General features: G+C 62.9%; 13 protein-coding genes. 8 read left to right on the top strand and 5 right to left on the bottom strand.

Annotation, left to right across the window (positions count from 1 at the left end):
* The first annotated feature begins 101 nt into the window (after positions 1–101).
* Together K359_RS0104965 and K359_RS51115 are read left to right on the top strand one after the other, a co-directional pair.
* Complete coding sequence (locus tag K359_RS0104965) at positions 102–782, top strand: response regulator transcription factor (protein ID WP_029078363.1); 681 nt, start codon at positions 102–104, stop codon at positions 780–782.
* 62 nt (positions 783–844) lie between these two features.
* Positions 845–2,212 carry an ATP-binding protein gene (locus K359_RS51115; protein WP_035976058.1) on the top strand — a complete coding sequence of 456 codons (1,368 nt, stop codon included), beginning with the start codon at positions 845–847 and terminating at the stop codon, positions 2,210–2,212.
* A 169-nt stretch (positions 2,213–2,381) separates the two neighbouring features.
* On the opposite strand, the gene K359_RS0104955 is transcribed toward K359_RS51115, so the two are convergent.
* Both K359_RS0104955 and K359_RS0104950 read right to left on the bottom strand, forming a co-directional pair.
* The gene (locus K359_RS0104955; RefSeq protein ID WP_051345987.1) at positions 2,382–3,731 is read right to left on the bottom strand and encodes a sorbosone dehydrogenase family protein; all 1,350 of its coding nucleotides are present in this window, start codon (positions 3,729–3,731) and stop codon (positions 2,382–2,384) included.
* The gene (locus K359_RS0104950; protein ID WP_029078361.1) at positions 3,728–4,177 is read right to left on the bottom strand and encodes a DUF2231 domain-containing protein; all 450 of its coding nucleotides are present in this window, start codon (positions 4,175–4,177) and stop codon (positions 3,728–3,730) included. Before K359_RS0104950 ends, K359_RS0104955 begins: the two co-directional genes overlap by 4 nt.
* Positions 4,178–4,453: 276 nt before the next feature.
* Between K359_RS0104950 and fdhD the strand changes: the two genes are divergently transcribed.
* From fdhD to cydB, 3 genes are all read left to right on the top strand, one after another.
* Positions 4,454–5,281 (top strand): formate dehydrogenase accessory sulfurtransferase FdhD, encoded by an 828-nt coding sequence (fdhD, locus tag K359_RS0104945; RefSeq protein WP_029078360.1) that lies wholly within the window; start codon positions 4,454–4,456, stop codon positions 5,279–5,281.
* A gap of 152 nt (positions 5,282–5,433) precedes the next feature.
* Positions 5,434–6,837, top strand: coding sequence for a cytochrome ubiquinol oxidase subunit I (locus K359_RS0104940; protein WP_029078359.1), 1,404 nt, complete (start codon positions 5,434–5,436; stop codon positions 6,835–6,837).
* Between the two features lie 2 nt (positions 6,838–6,839).
* Positions 6,840–7,829: a cytochrome d ubiquinol oxidase subunit II gene (cydB, locus tag K359_RS0104935; RefSeq protein ID WP_029078358.1), complete on the top strand. Its 990-nt coding sequence runs from the start codon at positions 6,840–6,842 to the stop codon at positions 7,827–7,829.
* A gap of 239 nt (positions 7,830–8,068) precedes the next feature.
* Here the strand turns inward: cydB and hemA are convergent, their stop codons facing one another.
* Together hemA and K359_RS0104925 are read right to left on the bottom strand one after the other, a co-directional pair.
* Entirely contained in the window at positions 8,069–9,328 is a 1,260-nt protein-coding gene (gene hemA, locus K359_RS51110; RefSeq protein WP_051345985.1) for a 5-aminolevulinate synthase, read from the bottom strand.
* A gap of 126 nt (positions 9,329–9,454) precedes the next feature.
* Positions 9,455–10,918, bottom strand: coding sequence for a catalase (locus K359_RS0104925; protein ID WP_029078357.1), 1,464 nt, complete (start codon positions 10,916–10,918; stop codon positions 9,455–9,457).
* A gap of 429 nt (positions 10,919–11,347) precedes the next feature.
* Between K359_RS0104925 and K359_RS0104920 the strand changes: the two genes are divergently transcribed.
* Positions 11,348–12,256, top strand: coding sequence for a LysR substrate-binding domain-containing protein (locus K359_RS0104920; protein ID WP_029078356.1), 909 nt, complete (start codon positions 11,348–11,350; stop codon positions 12,254–12,256).
* Positions 12,257–12,387: 131 nt separating this feature from the next.
* On the opposite strand, the gene K359_RS0104915 is transcribed toward K359_RS0104920, so the two are convergent.
* Entirely contained in the window at positions 12,388–13,635 is a 1,248-nt protein-coding gene (locus K359_RS0104915; protein WP_035976147.1) for a cupin domain-containing protein, read from the bottom strand.
* Between the two features lie 239 nt (positions 13,636–13,874).
* Here K359_RS0104915 and K359_RS0104910 point away from each other — a divergent pair, with 239 nt between their 5' ends.
* Positions 13,875–16,190 (top strand): FdhF/YdeP family oxidoreductase, encoded by a 2,316-nt coding sequence (locus K359_RS0104910; protein ID WP_029078354.1) that lies wholly within the window; start codon positions 13,875–13,877, stop codon positions 16,188–16,190.
* Positions 16,191–16,194: 4 nt separating this feature from the next.
* On the top strand, positions 16,195–16,602 hold the full coding sequence (locus K359_RS0104905) for a thioesterase family protein (protein WP_029078353.1): 408 nt from the start codon (positions 16,195–16,197) through the stop codon (positions 16,600–16,602).
* Positions 16,603–16,671 lie beyond the last annotated feature (69 nt).

The raw sequence follows: 16,671 nt of genomic DNA, 5'->3' as shown, positions 1-16,671 counted from the left end.
CATTCTAACCATCTTGGCGGCAACCTATGACTTTGCCAGCGAGCGAGCATATGATTTCCTGCCGGTTGGCCGGGCGCTTTGGAATATCTGAGATCGAGGCGATGACGAAGGTTCTTCTGATCGAGGACGACAGCGGAACGGCCGAGGAGATCGTGGCCGAACTCAGCGAGCTTGGCTTCGAGGTCGAATGGGCGGCGAACGGGATCGACGGTCTGGACAAGGCCCGCACAGCCCATCCTGATGTCCTGGTCGTCGATCGAATGCTTCCTGGCATGGACGGGCTCTCCGTCATTGAGGCGTTGCGGAAGGACCAGGTCGGCACGCCGGTGCTGGTGCTGAGTGCGCTCGGGGCGGTCGACGACCGGGTGCGGGGCCTGCGAAGCGGCGGGGACGACTACCTCACGAAGCCCTTTGCCGTTGTCGAACTGATTGCAAGAATAGAAGCCCTGCTTCGTCGTCCGACGGATAGCCGCGAGACGACGTTGCGGGTCGGTCCTCTCGAGCTCGATCTGATCGAGCGGACGGCGCGGCGCGGCGAGCGCGACATTGAACTCCTGCCGCGTGAATTCCGGCTCCTTGAGTACATGATGCGGCGAAGCGGTCAATTGCTGACGCGGGCGATGCTGCTCGAGGAGGTCTGGAATTACAAGTTCGTCCCGGCGACGACCAACCTCGTCGACGTGCATATGGGCCGCCTACGGCACAAGGTCGACGGGGCGGGAGAGCCACAGATGATTCACAACGTCCGGGGCTCGGGGTTCATTCTGCGGGCACACCAATAGGACGTCACCGGCGCGCCCCAGCCTGACGATCGGATGGGTACGAACACCGACCGGCGAGATCGATGCAGCAGCTGCAGTTCATACGTTCGAACACGTTTCGCTTGGCTTCGGCGGTAGCCGCAGTCTTTGCGGTATTCGTGGTCGTGCTCTTTGGCTTTATCTTTTTGAAGATCGACGGCTATCTGATTGCCAGATCCGATCGCATGATCAGCATGCAGCTCGATTTCATGGCGACCCTTCCAAGCGGCCGCCGCGCGGACGCGATCTCTGATCACCTTGGGCAAGACTCCCGGAGCGTCCAGTTCGTCGGCTTGTTTGATTCCGCAGGCGACCGGCTGGCCGGCAATCTCGAAGGTCTTCCGCAAGGTTTCAAGGCTGATGGATCGGTGCAGCCCCTACGAGCGGTGCGAGTTGGTCAAGCTGCAGGTGGTGATGCGCTGATTCGGGCGGTCGGCAGGCGTCTGGAAGGCGGCGATGTGCTTGTTATCGGGCGGAACGTCGACGAGACGCATGAGATATCGAGCGTTGTCGGGCAGGCGCTTGCGCTCGGCCTTCTGCCGGCCTTCTGCCTCAGTCTGATAGCGGGAGCCTGGTTGAGCCTGCGCGCTCAACGACGGGTGGAAGAAGTCAATCAGCGGGTGCGGCGGATCATTGCCGGCGACCTGCGAGAGCGTCTGCCGCATCGTAACATCAACGAGCCGTTCTCGAGGCTGGCTGCGATCGTGAACGGGATGCTCGATGAAATGGAAGCGATGATCAACGCGCTCGCCGGCGTCGGCAATGACATTGCCCATGACCTGCGAACTCCCCTGACGCGCGCCCGGCTGACGTTGGAACGGGGCCGCACCCACGCCACCTCGCTGGAACAACTTCAGGAGGTCGCGGACAAGGCGATCGGAGGCATCGATCAGTCGCTCGCGATCATCACTGCGCTGTTGCGATTGACGGAAATCGAAAACAGCCGCCGTTCGGCGGGCTTCGGCAACGTTGCCCTTCATGAAATCTTGCGCGAGGTGTGCGACGTCTACGAGCCGATTGCCGAGGACAAGGGTATCAATCTTGGTGCCGATATCGACCGCAATCTGCACGTCTGGGGCGATCGGGATCTGTTGTTTGAGGCCATCGCAAATCTGGTCGACAACGCAATCAAGTTCACACCATCCGGTGGCAAGGTGAGCCTTGAACTGTTGCGGGACCAGAACAGAACGATTGTTTGTGTGACCGACACGGGACCGGGTATCAGCGAGCATGAGCGGGAAGCCGTGCTGCGTCGGTTCTACCGGTCAGACAAGATCCGCAACACGGCCGGCGTTGGTCTCGGACTGAGCCTTGTGTCTGCAATCGTCAAGCTGCACGGTTTTCGGCTGACGATCCACCCCGGTCCCGGGGGCCGCATTGAGCTCGTCTGCCCTGACAAGGACGACAACTAGAGCTTCGGTTCTGATTGAATCAGAACCGAAGCTCCAGCTCTTTGTTTTGTCGCGCTTCTTCACGCGAACCGGCGTCCACTTCGCTTGAAAACGCCCTGGTCCCCGCAACCGCCTGCGCCAGGAGGCCGGCGTCGCCCCGTTGGCGACGCCGACCTTCCAGCCCTGTCGGTCAGGAGGCGGGCTTGGCCGCAGCCGGCTTCTCCGCGGATGAGACGCGCCACACGGCATTGCCGACGTCATCAGCGACGAGCAACGCGCCGGAGCGGTCCACTGCCAGGCCAACCGGTCTGCCGTGAGTGTGATTGTTCGCGTCAAGGAAACCGGTGACGACGTCCTGCGCCGGGCCGGAGGGCTTGCTATCCTTGAAGGGCACGAAAACCACCTTGTAGCCGTTGAGCGGCGTGCGGTCCCAGCTGCCATGTTCTCCGACGAAAGCGCCGGCCTGATAGTTCGCAGGCAGATTGTGCCCGGACGACATCGCCAATCCGAGAGGTGCCACGTGCGAACTGAGCGCGTAGTCGGGCACAATCGCCTTCTCGACCAGATCGGGCCGCTGTGGTTGAACGCGCGGATCGAGATGCCGGCCATAGTAGCTGTACGGCCAGCCGTAAAAGCCTCCGTCCTGCACGGAGGTGAGATAGTCCGGCACGAGGTCTGGTCCGATCTCGTCGCGTTCGTTGGCAATCGCCCACAGCTTGCCGGTCGTGGGTTCCCATTGCAGCCCGGTCGGGTTGCGCACGCCGCTGGCGTAAATGCGGTGAGCACCGGTGGCGCGATCAACTTCCCAGATCGCGGCGCGCTCATATTCGGCCTGGAGGCCGTTTTCGCCGACGTTGCTGTTCGATCCGACGCCGACGTAGAGCTTGGATCCGTCCGGGCTCGCCAGCAGGCTCTTGGTCCAGTGGTGATCGATCGGGCCGCCCGGAAGATCGGTCAGCTTGGTGCCCTTGTCGGTGATGCTGGTCTGGCCGTCCTGATACGGATAACGCATGATCGCATCGGTGTTCGCGACGTAGAGATCGTGACCGACCAGGGCCACGCCGAACGGCGAGTTGAGATGATCGAGGAACACGGTGCGCGTGTCAGGGATGCCGTCGCCATTGGTATCGCGGAGCAGCGTGATGCGATTGGCATCTTTCGCCTTGGCGCCGGCAAACAACTGTACGACACCGGTGATCAGGTCCTTGGGACGGAAAACCGGCGCCTTCGGACCGTTGCTTTCGACCACCAGCACGTCGCCATTCGGCAACACGTAGAGCGATCGCGGGTGCTGCAGCCCGGTGGCGAGGGCGTGGACCTGCAATCCCTGCGGCACCTTGGGCATCTCGGATCCCCAGCCCACGGGTGTTGCGATTCGGATCGGAGGCACCAGGTACTGATGCAGCGGTGGCAACGCCGGGTTGGCGCCGATCTGCTGCTTCGGATCGCCGCCCGTATCATCGCAGCCCGCAAGTCCCAATCCGGCGACCGCGACCATCACGGCGGCGACGCGCGGCAAGCTCTTCTTGAATTCGGTCATGCTTTTGCTCCCGGGTGACGGCGATTGGTCAACGTCCAGCGCGGCGAGACCGTCGACAGCAGAAGGGCCAGGGTCACGCCCGAAAGTATCAGCCCCGCGGGGACGACCGCGGTGTAGCCGTCGCGGCTGTGAACGAGGACATTGAGAACAGACAGTACGACCGCGGATGCGTAGGCCAGTGCACGGGCCCATGCCGGTCTCTGGCCACGGAAGAGATCGATCACGGCAACGAGCGCGACCAGCGCGGCCATGACCAGTCCCCCGGCGATCAGCCAGATGGAAAAGCGTTCCCACGTCACCTCGGCGGTTCGCCAGTAGGCCAGGTCGGCGACGAACGCTGCGGCGAAGTAGGCGACTGGAAAGGGCACCAGTATCTGGTGAATCGGTTGTCTGTCGGGCTTTGCCCGTCGCTGGCCGGCATCGGCGGTGCTTGTCAGTTCGGTCACGGTTGTTTGCTCCGTTGGTTCAGGTTCGCGCTCTTGCGCCGGAGGAAGCAGCTCTATGGCCCGCATGCCCAAACGAAGGCGCCTGTCCTGGAAGTATCGTCACCTCGGGCGGATCATCTTTCGAATTCGCACGCACGCATCGCAGCCGCGCGACCTGACACGATCCAGGAACGGCGGATTCGCAATCGTGCAAACAGGAAATCGCCAGGCGTGATGTGAAATAACTTGTCGATGATCGGGGCAGTCTGCCCAGCAACGGAAGCCGGAAGGACAGCAATGATCGTCGATCGTTCGCTCAAGCAACGGGCCAAGCTCATCTGGCGGGGCGGAAACCCCACGCTGTCATCGCGGCTCGTTGCCGAGGAGAAGGCGACCGCGCTCACCTTTGGCGGATCGACCCACGCCGTGATGATGGCGACGCCGGCCGATCTGGAAGATTTTGGCTTCGGCTTTGCCCTGACTGAAGGGATCATCGAGCGCGCCGATGAGATCGCGAGCATCGAGTTCATCGAGAGCGACCTCGGGGTCGAGGTTCGAATCTGGCTGGACCGCGACCGTTCCGATGAGCTCAGGGCGCGTCGCCGCGCGATGGTCGGTCCGGTCGGTTGCGGATTGTGCGGGATCGAGAGTCTGGAGCAGGCCAGCCAGGCGCCGCCGAGCGTATCGAGCCAGGCGACATTTCATGCACGCGACCTCCTGCAAGCCATGGGGGCGCTCGCGCCGTTGCAGCAGCTGAATCAGAAGACACAGGCCGTTCACGCAGCGGCGTTCTGGCGACCGCACGGCGGCGTCGGCCTGGTGCGGGAAGATGTCGGGCGTCACAACGCACTCGACAAGCTCGCCGGCGCGCTCATGCGCCAGAACATCGCGCGAGCCGACGGAGCCGTTCTCCTGACCAGCCGGGTGTCGGTGGAGATGGTGCAGAAGACCGCGCGGATCGGCGCGCCTGTCCTCGTCGCGGTGTCGGCGCCTACTTCGCTTGCGATCGAGACGGCGGATCAGGCCGGGATTTGCCTGATTGCGGTTGCCCGTGCGGACGGCTACGAGATCTTTACCCACCCCGATCGCATCGACTTCTCGGAGTCTCGCACCGTCGCAGCCTGAACGCTGCGCGCGGTCACGCGCGGCCGCATCAAGGCGATGCTGCGCACGTGCAAATCCGCAAGAGTCATTCGCTCCGGAAATGGCTCGTTTGAAAGGCCGCCTACCTGCAACCAGGCGGAAACATACCGCCGGTCAGGTGAAGGACAGATCAGATGGACGCCACGGCGCTGCTACTCTCCCGGATACAGTTCGGCTTCACCATCTCGTTCCACATCATCTTCCCGGCCTTCACGATCGGCCTTGCGGCCTGGCTCACCGTGCTCGAGGCCATGCACCTGCGGACTGGCCGTCCGGTCTATCAGTCGCTGTTCGAATTCTGGCTCAAGATCTTTGGCGTTGCCTTCGGAATGGGTGTCGTCTCGGGGGTCGTCATGGGATTCCAGTTCGGGACGAACTGGAGCGTGCTTGCGAAGATGTCCGGCCCGATCCAGGGACCGCTGCTCTCCTACGAGACCTTCACGGCCTTCATGCTGGAGGCCAGCTTCTTCGGAGTCCTTATCTTCGGTCGCAAGCGGGTGCGGCCGTGGTTCTATCTGTTCTCGACCGCAATGGTGTCGCTCGGGACGACACTGTCCGCCTTCTGGATCATGGTCAACAACAGCTGGATGCAGGTGCCGGTAGGCTATCTGCTCCAGAACGGCTACTTTGTCCCGGACGACTGGACCAGGATCATCTTCAATTCGGTCGTCTGGTCGCGCTTTCCGCACATGTTGCTGGCGGCGTATCTCACCGGCGCGTTCTGCGTTGCCGCCACCGGCGCCTGGTACGTGCTCCGCGGTGATTGCTACGCGGAGTCGAGGGTGATGCTGCGAACGGGTCTCTTCCTCGCAGCGCTGCTGCTCCCGGTCCAGCTGCTGTTCGGTCATCTGGTCGGCGATTACGTTCACGACTATCAGCCGGCAAAGTTCGCGGCCATCGAAGGCCGCTGGCACGATGAGCAACCGGCGAGCGAGGTGCTGATCGGCCTGCCCGATGCGGCGTCCGGAAGCAACAAGTACGAAGTCAAGGTGCCGATCCTCGGAAGCATTATCGGCAGCATGAGCCTGTCCTCGAAGGAGGTCGGACTGGACGATTTCCCGCCGCAGGATCGTCCTCCGGTGCTGATACCGTTTCTCACATTCCGCATCATGGTCGGCTGCGGGCTGATCATGCTCGCGGTCGCCTGGCTCGGGTCTTACCTCAGCATCAGGCGTCGCCTACGGCGGAACCGCTTGATGCTTTGGACGATCTTTCTCTGCTTCCCGCTTCCGTTCGTCGCAATCCTCACCGGCTGGTATGTCGCCGAGGTGGGACGGCAGCCCTGGGTGATCTACGGACTACTGCGCACGGCGGATGCCGTGACGCCGTTCCTGACGGCGCCGGCGGCGATGACCTCGCTCGTGCTGTTCGGCGCAGTCTATCTCTTCATCTTTTCGTTCGGCACTTTCTACATCTACCGGTTGCTGCGCGCCGGGCCGACGCGACTCGCGGTCGAGCCGCCGCATGGTGCCTCGCCAAATCGTCCGTTGTCGCTGGCCGAACCCGAACTCGTCGAACCGGCGACCGCAGGAGAATAGAGATGGTCTTGTTCTGGGTTGCACTTCTCGCCGTCAGCATCCTCATCTATCTGCTGCTCGACGGCTTTGACCTCGGTGTCGGCATGCTGTTCGGTCTCACCCGCAGCGAGGCGGACCGGGACACTATGCTGAACACCGTCGCGCCGGTCTGGGATGGCAATGAAACCTGGCTGGTCGTCGCCGGCGTGATCCTGTGGGGCGCGTTTCCACTCGTCTACGCCACGCTGTTGTCGGCTTTCTATCTGCCCGTCGTGGTCATGCTGCTTGGACTGATTCTGCGCGGCGTCGCGTTCGAGTTTCGTCACAGGGCGACATCGCGGTTTCGCTGGATCTGGGACCTGAGCTTCGTCGGCGGGTCACTGGCCGCGAGCTTCATGCAGGGCGTCACGGTCGGCGCCCTCGTGCAGGGATTGAAGTTCACCGACGGGGTCTATACCGGCGGCATATTCGGATGGCTCAGTCCGTTTTCCGTCCTGTGCGGCGTCGGGCTGTGTCTTGGCTATGCCCTGCTGGGCGCTTCCTGGCTGGTCCAGAAGTGCCATTCCGAAGTCCGTGACGCGGCGCGCCGCCAGATTCCCGTGCTGGCGACCGCCGTCCTGGCGTTTCTGATCATTGTCTTTGTGCACGCGTTGATCGAGAACCTTCCGATCATGCATCGCTGGCTCGACCGACCCTATCTCTTCGTGTTTCCGGCGATCGGGGCTGCGGCCGCGGTCGTGCTGGCAAGCAGCATCCTGCATCACAATGATCGCTGGCCGTTCTTCGCCGTCGCCGTCATCTTCAGCGCCTCCTTTGGGACCCTGGCGCTGTCGTTCTGGCCCTATATGATCCCGTTTGCCATTACGATTGACGAGGCGGCCGCGCCTCACGCCAGTCTTGCCTTCATGTTCTGGGGCGAAGGTCTGTTCGTTTTTCCGCTGATGCTGCTCTACGCAGCCATGGGATATCGCGTGTTCGGAGGCAAGGTGGGAACGAAGCCCGGTCACCACTGAACCGGCAAGATTGTCCGCGAAACGTTCGCGGCATTTCGCTCGAGCGCGGTGCTAATTCGTCTCGGAGGACGCAACGCTTCACATCGGGATTGGTGAACCGGACGATCGACACCACACGCCGCGGCGGCCTGTCGGTATCCTCGAGCGAGCGCCGCGCCGAAGCTACGCAGGCCATTCCACGCGACCACGCCCGTGTGACGGCGGTGTCGCTATTGGGTGATGGCGTGCTTGGGCCGTTGTCAGCTTGCGGCGAGAGCCAGTCGCAGCGGCTTCGTGTGCCGATTGCGTCTCGCCAAAGGAAGGTCGAGCTCCCGCCAGACCCAGATCAGGGCGTCGGTCAGTTGCTCGACCAGCCGGTCGTCATGTGCCGGAGTCGGCGTAATGCGGAGACGTTCGGTCCCCCGGGGCACCGTCGGGTAGTTGATCGGCTGAATGTAGATCCCGCATCTGTGCAGCAGCAGGTCGCTCGCCCACCGGCACAGCTCGGGATCTCCGACCATGACGGGGACGATATGTGTCTCGGTCGGCATGACCGGCAGGCCGGCCTTGCGCAAGGCGGACTTGGTCGCTGCGACGGACCGCTGCTGCCCGGCGCGCTCGCGGTGGGAAGCCTTGAGGTGGGCTATCGACGCCTTGGCCGCCGCGGCAATCGCCGGCGGGAGAGCAGTCGTGAAGATGAATCCCGGCGCATGGGATCGCACCGCGTCAATGACCGCGCTCCGCCCTGCAATGTAGCCGCCCAGCGTACCGAACGCCTTGGCAAGCGTTCCTTCGATGATATTAACTCGGTCCATGACGCCATCCCGCTCGGCGATGCCGCCTCCGCGTGGGCCGTACATCCCGACCGCGTGCACTTCATCGAGATAGGTCATCGCTCCATAGCGATCCGCGAGGTCGCAGATCTCCTTGATCGGCGCGACGTCGCCGTCCATGGAGTAGACGCTTTCGAAGACGATCAGTTTCGGGCGGTCGTGCGGTGCGCGCGACAGCAGATGTTCCAGGTGTTCGAGGTCGTTGTGCCGCCAGACCTGCTTGGTGCAGCCGGACGAACGGACGCCCTCGATCATGGAATTGTGGTTGAGCGCGTCGGACAGGATCAGGCAGTCGGGAAGAAGCCGGGCAATTGTCGCGATGCCGGTCTGGTTCGAGACATAGCCCGACGTGAAGACGAGCGCGGCCTGCTTGCCGTGCAAGTCCGCGATCTCGGCCTCCAGTTCGACGAGTGCGCGATTCGTGCCCGAGATGTTGCGCGTGCCGCCGGCGCCCGCTCCCATGCGGCGTGCGGTGCTGCACATCGCGTCGATGACGTTGGGATGCTGACCCATGCCGAGGTAGTCGTTCGAACACCAGACGACGACATCTCTCTTGCCGTCCGGACCGTTCCAGACGGCGTGGGGAAACTGCCCCGCCTTGCGTTCCAGATCGGCGAATACGCGGTATCGCTGTTCGCGCTTGAGAGCGCCGATGGCCTGTTCAAAATTGCCGACATAGTCGAACATGATCGAGTTCCTCGCGAGAGCATCCCATTGGTGGGCCCCACCTGGGGCGGCCCGCGTTGCCTGCTTCCGCCCGCACCGGTTGGCGCGGGCGGCCCGTTTCAGTGGCGGGTTGACGCCCGGCGATGACTAGCGCTTGTCCTGCGCGAGCCTGACCAGCGCATCCGCAACGCCCTTGCCATAGGCCGGATCCGCCTTGGCGCAGTTCGCCACGTGCCGTTCCTGGATGTGCCTTGCGGCCTGGCCAACCTGGCGCGCCGTGTTCTCGAACAGCGTCTGCTTCTGCGCCGCGGTCATGTTCCGGAACAGGTCGCCGGCTTGCTGCCAGTGATCCTCGTCGACACGGTGATCCCAATGCGCGGCCGCGCCCGTGATCTCCAGCGGCGGCTCGTTCAACTGGGGCCGGTCCGTCCATTCGCCGCGGCTGTTCGGCCAGTATGTCGGCGTGCGGCCGAGATTGCCGTCGGTCCGCATCGCACCGTCGCGGTGATAGCTATGGAACGGGCACTTCGGCGAATTGACCGGAATGTGGTGGTGGTTGACGCCGAGCCGGTAGCGCTGCGCGTCACCATAGGAGAACAACCGCGCCTGCAGCATCTTGTCCGGCGAATAGCCGATGCCCGGCACGATATTGGCGGGCGAGAACGCGGCCTGCTCGACCTCGGCAAAGACGTTCTCCGGATTCCGATTGAGCTCGAAATAGCCGACCTCGATCAGCGGAAACTCGGCCTTCGGCCAGACCTTGGTGAGGTCGAACGGATTGAACGGAAACTTCGTCGCCTGCTCGTCCGTCATCACCTGGATGAACAGCGTCCAGCGCGGAAACTCGCCTCGCTCGATGCTGCCGAACAGGTCGCGCTGGTGGCTTTCGCGATCCTTGCCGACCAGGGCCTCGGCCTCGGCGTCGGTCAGGTTCTGGATGCCCTGCTGGGTGCGGAAGTGAAACTTCACCCATACCCGCTCATTGCTGGCATTGAGGAAGCTGTAGGTGTGGCTGCCGAAGCCGTGCATGTGGCGATAGCTCTTGGGGATACCGCGCTCGCTCATCACGATGGTGACCTGGTGCAGCGCCTCGGGAAGCAGCGTCCAGAAATCCCAGTTGTTGTCGGCACTCCGCATGCCCGTATAAGGATCGCGCTTGATCGCGTGGTTCAGATCGGGAAAGCGCAGCGGATCGCGGAAGAAGAAGACCGGCGTGTTGTTGCCGACCATGTCCCAGTTGCCTTCCTCGGTGTAGAATTTGAGCGAGAACCCGCGGATGTCGCGTTCGGCGTCCGCCGCACCGCGCTCGCCGGCGACGGTCGAGAACCGCGCGAACATCGGCGTCTGCTTGCCGATCTCCGAGAAGATCTTGGCCTTGGTGTAGCGGGTGATGTCGTGGGTGACCGTGAAGGTGCCGTGAGCACCCGAGCCCTTAGCGTGCATGCGGCGCTCCGGGATCACCTCCCGGTCGAAATGCGCGAGCTTCTCGATCAACCAGACATCCTGCAGCAATGCCGGTCCGCGGCGTCCGGCGGTCTGGATGTTGACGTTATCCGTGACCGGGGCGCCCGATGCGTGGGTCAGAAACGGTCTTTGAGTCTTGTCGTTCATTGGGGGGTCTCCTGCATTGGTGTTGTGAGCAACCTTGTCACTCTCCAATCAATAGGAGAATGACAATGGTCTTATCGGATTGAGAGGCAATGCCTCATAATCGGGGTGGTCTCTCCGGGCCGTGCTTTCGATACGGAAGCTAAAATTCATGCCGTTCGGCTACAACGAGCGAAGTCAGCCGTTTCTGGCCAAAGGTCCGTCGATCCCGGCCATGGCGTGTCCGTTTGAGACGTCGAGAGCGCGTCAAGGGACGCTTCGGGCGGGCGGTTCGCGCGCGCCGGGTGAACCATGCGGGCGAGGCCTGCTTCGCAGCGTGGCAGGCCGTCGACCCGACTGAAATGGGCTCGCCAATCGATCCCGAACGCAGATTGATAGACGTTGGTCTCGTCACCATGTTCCCATAGGTGTTATCTATTGGAGCCGGGTGCGATGAACCTGAGTGGCCTGTCGCTGCGTGATCTCGAATATGTCGTCGCCATCGCCGACCAGGGCAGTTTCGTGCGCGCCGCGGAGCACTGTAGCGTTGCGCAGCCCTCGCTGTCCGCGCAGGTCCGCAAGCTCGAAACCTGGCTCGGCATCGCTATCTTCGAGCGCACCACGCGGCGCGTGATCGTGACCGCGGAGGGAAGGTCCTTTATCGAGCAGGCGCGCCACGTGCTGGCGGAGGCGCGGCTTCTGTTCGCGATCGCCCAACGGTCGGATAAGCCGCTCGGCGGCATGCTGCGGCTCGCCGCCATCTCGACCCTCGGGCCATATCTTTTTCCAAGAATCCTGCCGGGACTTCGCAAGAAATATTCCGAGGTCTCCCTCGTTCTCAGCGAAGGCCTGACCGACGATCTCGTGCCGAAGCTGATCGGCGGCGAGATCGATGCCGTGCTTCTCTCGCTGCCGCAGACAGATCCCGCGTTGGCGACGGCTGCCATCTTTTCAGAACCCTTCCTGCTGGCTTGCCCGAAAGGACATCCCGCCTCGCGGAGGGGCGGGCCGACCTGGGACGGACTGGATGTGGATGAACGGCTGCTTCTGGAGGAGGGGCATTGCTTGCGTGAGCAGGCGCTCGCCGGTTGCTCGACCTCGCGACGGAGCAATCGCCTGGGAACCAGCCTGGAAACCCTGAAATACATGGTCGCCGCCGGCGAGGGTTGCACGCTCGTGCCGGCGCTTGCCGTGTCTGAGCGTGATGCGGTGGTTTATTCGCGGCTGCAGGGCTCGACCTATTCCCGAAAGGTAGGGCTCGCCTGGCGCAGAAGCGATCCGCGCGCAACGGAGTTTTCGACGCTCGCGGCGAAGTTGAAGCAGATTGCGAATTCGTTCGACGTCGGCGTCGAGCCGATTTGACGCGGTCGCCTCGTCGTGCCCTGTGAGCACTCCGGATGACCGCTGAATGTCCGGGAAGCCATTGATCGAGATGGAATGATCAATGGCTTCCGGCATGCTCGGCTGCGATCGTTGATTGAACGAGATCGTGCCTAACTCTTCGGCATGATGCCCGGGCCCGTGTCCGGCCATTTCGCGATCGTAGCCTCGTCGACGTTGAGATGCTGCGCCACGAGCGCCGGCGGCGTGTGCGTGAGCCAGTTGGAGAGGGAGACCTCCTCGTAGCGCGAAGCGCGGAACACGGCGACGAATTGCATGTCGGTATCGCCGACATTTTCGACATAATGACCGAGATTGCGTTTGACATAGCCGATGTCGCCGGCATTGAAGTCCGTCGTCAGCGCGTTCGGTCCGGTATCGAACACGGTCATGCGCGCCTTGCCTTTGATGTAATACTGCCATTCGTCCGCATTCGGGTGCCAGTGCATCTCGCGAATGCCGCCTGGCCGGACCGTGACCAATGCCGCGGCGACGCCGGCGGAGACCTTGAAGTTGGTGCTGTCGGCGACCTGGAGGTATCCCGTATCTGACGACTTGACGGGGCGCGAGGATCCGAGCGGGAAGATGAAGGGATGCGTTGCGACGGGGGCATCCTTCTGAATGGCCGCACGATCGGCGACGAGATCGCCGGGGACGGTGCCCTGGAAGATCCACAGATTGTGCAACGGAATTTTCGCGAACGTTTCGGCGGGGACGCCGAAGTTCTTGGCGAGCACTTCGGGTGGGGTATGCGCAAACCAGTCGGTGACGAGCAAAGTGTTGAATTCGTCGGCATGGCCGTCATCGAAGCAGATGACGAATTCGCATCCATCCCGACCCAGGCCCTGAAGTGAATGCGGCGCTCCCGGCGGGAAGTACCAGAGATCGCCTTCCTTGACGTCGGCAACATATGGACGGCCTTGCGCATCGAGAACGGTCACGCGGCAAGTGCCATAGGTCATGATCGCCCACTCGGCAGCCTGGTGCCAGTGCAACTCGCGGATGCCGCCGGCGGTGAGGCGCATGTTGACGCCGGCGATCTCCTTGGAGATTGCAAAATCATCGACCGTGACCTGACGCGCCCATCCGCCGTTCTGAATTCGCTTCGGCGCATTGTTGAATGACGCCCAGGTTGTCGGCATGCCGCCGACGTCGGTTGCCGGAGGCGTTTGCGCCGACGGAAACTGACTGCCGAGCGCCTGGCTCTGGGGACCGGGATCAGCGAGATTCCCTGGTCCCTTGGCGTTGATTGCACCCTGCGGCGGCTCGTCCGGATTGCCAAAGGTCGCCGCCTTTGCCGCGGAGACCGTCATGGCCGCGCCCACCGCCGAGGCTGCCAGGAGGTTACGTCTGGAAATCATGGTCATACCCTCAAAAGGATTGCTCTGGAGCCGCCAGCGGCGGTCTCCTGCATCAACTTAGGCGAACGCTGGCAGGGCCCAATCCCGGAAAGGCGACAGGTTTTCCGGAACGCACTACGGCATTGTGCGTGATCGAACTCGCATGGCCGACGCTCCGCTGCGATCCGGGCATTTTCGAAAGAAAGCTCCGGGCGAGCGACGTAACTGATCTGACATCGGTATCCGCAGAGGTCCCCGCGATGTCGGAACGGAAGTCAATTCAGCCCTATCACCATCCCGCCGGAGGATGGGGCGCGCTCAAGGCCGTCGGTGCACACCTGATCGAGCAGGGGATTCCGGTGAAGGGCGCGGCCACGCTCGGATGCATGAACCAACCAGAGGGGTTCGATTGCCCGGGTTGTGCCTGGCCGGATCCGAAACATACATCGTCGTTCGAGTTTTGCGAGAACGGCGCGAAAGCCGTGGCGTGGGAGGCGACCGCCAAGCGCTGTACGCCGGAGTTCTTTGCCGATCACACGGTGACCGAACTGTCCGCCTGGAGCGACTACGATCTGGAAATGGTCGGCCGTCTCACGCATCCGATGGCCTATGACGGGGCCGCCGATCGCTACCTTCCCGTGCGCTGGAGCAAGGCCTTCTCGATCATCGCTCGCCATCTGAACGCGCTGCCTGACCCGAACATGGCCGAGTTCTACACTTCCGGCCGCACCTCGAACGAAGCCGCCTTTCTCTATCAGCTCTTCGTTCGGGAGTACGGCACCAACAACTTTCCCGATTGCTCGAATATGTGCCACGAGGCGACCAGCGTGGGCTTGCCGCAGTCGATCGGCGTCGGCAAGGGCACCGTCGTGCTGGAGGATTTCGACAAGACGGATTGCATCTTCATCTTCGGCCAGAACCCCGGCACCAACAGCCCGCGCATGATGACCGACCTGCGCAACGCATCCCGCCGCGGTGCGTCCATCATCTCGTTCAATCCGTTCCGTGAGCGTGCCCTGGAGCGATTCCAGGCACCGCAAAGCCCGATCGAGATGACAACCCTGAGCGCGACGCAGATCAGCTCGCGGCTCTACCAGGTGCGCATCGGCGGTGATGTCGCCGTCATCAAAGGCATCATGAAGATCCTGGTCGAGGAAGACGACGCGGCGCGCGCGCAAGGCGGGCAGGCCGTCCTGGACTGGACTTTCATCCGTGACCACACGGATGGGCTTGACGCGCTGGTGAGCGATCTGAAGGCGACACAATGGCCCGAGATTGAACGCTGCTCCGGGCTTGGCCGCGCGGACATCGAGTACGCCGCGAGCGTCTACAAGAAGGCCGAGCGCGCGATCATCGTCTACGGCATGGGCATCACCCAGCACCGGCGTGGCGCGCAGGCCGTTCAGCAACTGGCCAATCTTGCCCTGCTGCGCGGCCATATCGGCCGTGAGGGCGCAGGCATCTGTCCGGTCCGTGGCCATTCGAATGTGCAAGGCGACCGCACGGTCGGCATCACGGAGGTGCCGTCGCAAGACTTCCTTGATCGGCTCGAGCTTCGTTTTGGCTTCAAGCCGCCCCGTGGACATGGCCACAATGTCGTTACAGCGCTCGAGGCGATGATCTGCGGTGACGTGAAGGTGTTCGTCGCGATGGGCGGCAACTTTGCCGCGGCGATCCCCGACTGGCAGCTGACACAGGCCGCCCTCCGCAGCCTCGATCTCACCGTCCATATTTCCACCAAACTGAATCGCAGTCACCTGATCCACGGGCGCGATGCCCTGATCCTGCCTTGCCTTGGCCGCACGGAGGTGGACATCCAGGCAGCCGGCCCGCAATCCATCACCGTGGAAGATTCCATGTCGATGGTGCACGCGTCGGCCGGGCGCAATCAGCCGGCCTCCGACCATCTGCTCAGCGAGCCCGCAATCGTTGCGGGCATGGCGCGGGCGACCCTGGGCGGCCGTTCCGTCGTTGATTGGGATGGCTTCGTCGCCGACTACGACCGTATCCGTGATGCGATCGAGGATGTGTTGCCGATCTTCCAGGACTTCAACGCCCGAATCCGCGTACCCGGCGGTTTCCACCTTGTTCCGACTGCGCGAGAGCGCGTCTGGGCAACGGCGAGCGGCAAGGCCAATTTCCTGGTGTTCGACGGCCTCGGCGAGGATCCGAACGACGACCACCCGGAAACGCTCTGGCTGAGCACGATCCGCAGCCACGATCAGTACAACACGACGGTATATTCGCTGTCCGACCGCTATCGCGGCGTGTACGGCCAGCGCGACATCGTGTTCCTCAACCAGCTCGAAATGGACAAGCGGGAATTCAAGGATGGCGATCGCGTCGATCTGGTGACCGCATCGGTCGATGGCATCGAGCGCCGGGTGCGCAATTTCCTAGTGGTAGGATACTCGTTCCCGAACGGCTGCTGCGCCGCCTACTATCCGGAGACGAACCCGCTGGTGCCGCTCTACGCCCACGATCCGCTGAGCTTCACACCGTCCTCGAAGGGCATCCCGGTCAGGCTCGAGCGCAGCAGCGCGACCGTTGCGGGCGATCTGTCAGCCAAGGAATAGTGCAATGCAAGGCGAGCTTCTCAAGACACGGGCGTTAGGCATGACCGCCGAGACCTCGATTGTCGTCACGACAGAGATGACAGTCGGACATTTCGTTGCGGGCATGCCGAAGGTCTATGCGACGCCGATGATGATCCTGCACATGGAAATGGCCGCCGGTTTGGCGATCGCTCCCGAGTTGCCGCCGGGCTACGTCAGCGTCGGAATGTCCGTGGACATCAGACATCTCGCCGCGACGCCGATCGGGGGCAGGGTCCGGGCGTTTGCACGGGTCATCGGCGTGGAGGGGAAATGCGTGGCGTTCGAGGTCGAGACCTGGAACGATCTCGGAAAGATCGGTGACGGCACGCATCGCCGCGGGATCGTCAATGTCGCCGAGTTCGAGAAGCGGTTCGGCGTTCGCGAAGTCTAGGCCTGACGGAAGTCTTGACCTGACAGAATCTTGGCTTGACTTCTGGCGTTTGGCACCCTCGCGCAGCCG

The sequence above is a fragment of the Bradyrhizobium sp. th-b2 genome, from assembly GCF_000426785.1.
Lineage (GTDB): Bacteria > Pseudomonadota > Alphaproteobacteria > Rhizobiales > Xanthobacteraceae > Bradyrhizobium > Bradyrhizobium septentrionale.
This window is presented reverse-complemented; position numbering and strand designations above follow the sequence as displayed.

Bases quoted from the DNA above. Each gene is read 5' to 3' on its own strand.
- hemA (WP_051345985.1), bottom strand. From the start codon at position 9,328: ATGTTCGACTATGTCGGCAATTTTGAACAGGCCATCGGCGCTCTCAAG.
- K359_RS0104910 (WP_029078354.1), top strand. From the start codon at position 13,875: ATGTCGGAACGGAAGTCAATTCAGCCCTATCACCATCCCGCCGGAGGA.
- K359_RS0104955 (WP_051345987.1), bottom strand. From the start codon at position 3,731: ATGACCGAATTCAAGAAGAGCTTGCCGCGCGTCGCCGCCGTGATGGTC.
- fdhD (WP_029078360.1), top strand. From the start codon at position 4,454: ATGATCGTCGATCGTTCGCTCAAGCAACGGGCCAAGCTCATCTGGCGG.
- K359_RS0104920 (WP_029078356.1), top strand. From the start codon at position 11,348: ATGAACCTGAGTGGCCTGTCGCTGCGTGATCTCGAATATGTCGTCGCC.
- K359_RS0104925 (WP_029078357.1), bottom strand. From the start codon at position 10,918: ATGAACGACAAGACTCAAAGACCGTTTCTGACCCACGCATCGGGCGCC.
- cydB (WP_029078358.1), top strand. From the start codon at position 6,840: ATGGTCTTGTTCTGGGTTGCACTTCTCGCCGTCAGCATCCTCATCTAT.
- K359_RS0104965 (WP_029078363.1), top strand. From the start codon at position 102: ATGACGAAGGTTCTTCTGATCGAGGACGACAGCGGAACGGCCGAGGAG.
- K359_RS0104940 (WP_029078359.1), top strand. From the start codon at position 5,434: ATGGACGCCACGGCGCTGCTACTCTCCCGGATACAGTTCGGCTTCACC.
- K359_RS0104905 (WP_029078353.1), top strand. From the start codon at position 16,195: ATGCAAGGCGAGCTTCTCAAGACACGGGCGTTAGGCATGACCGCCGAG.
- K359_RS0104915 (WP_035976147.1), bottom strand. From the start codon at position 13,635: ATGATTTCCAGACGTAACCTCCTGGCAGCCTCGGCGGTGGGCGCGGCC.
- K359_RS51115 (WP_035976058.1), top strand. From the start codon at position 845: ATGCAGCAGCTGCAGTTCATACGTTCGAACACGTTTCGCTTGGCTTCG.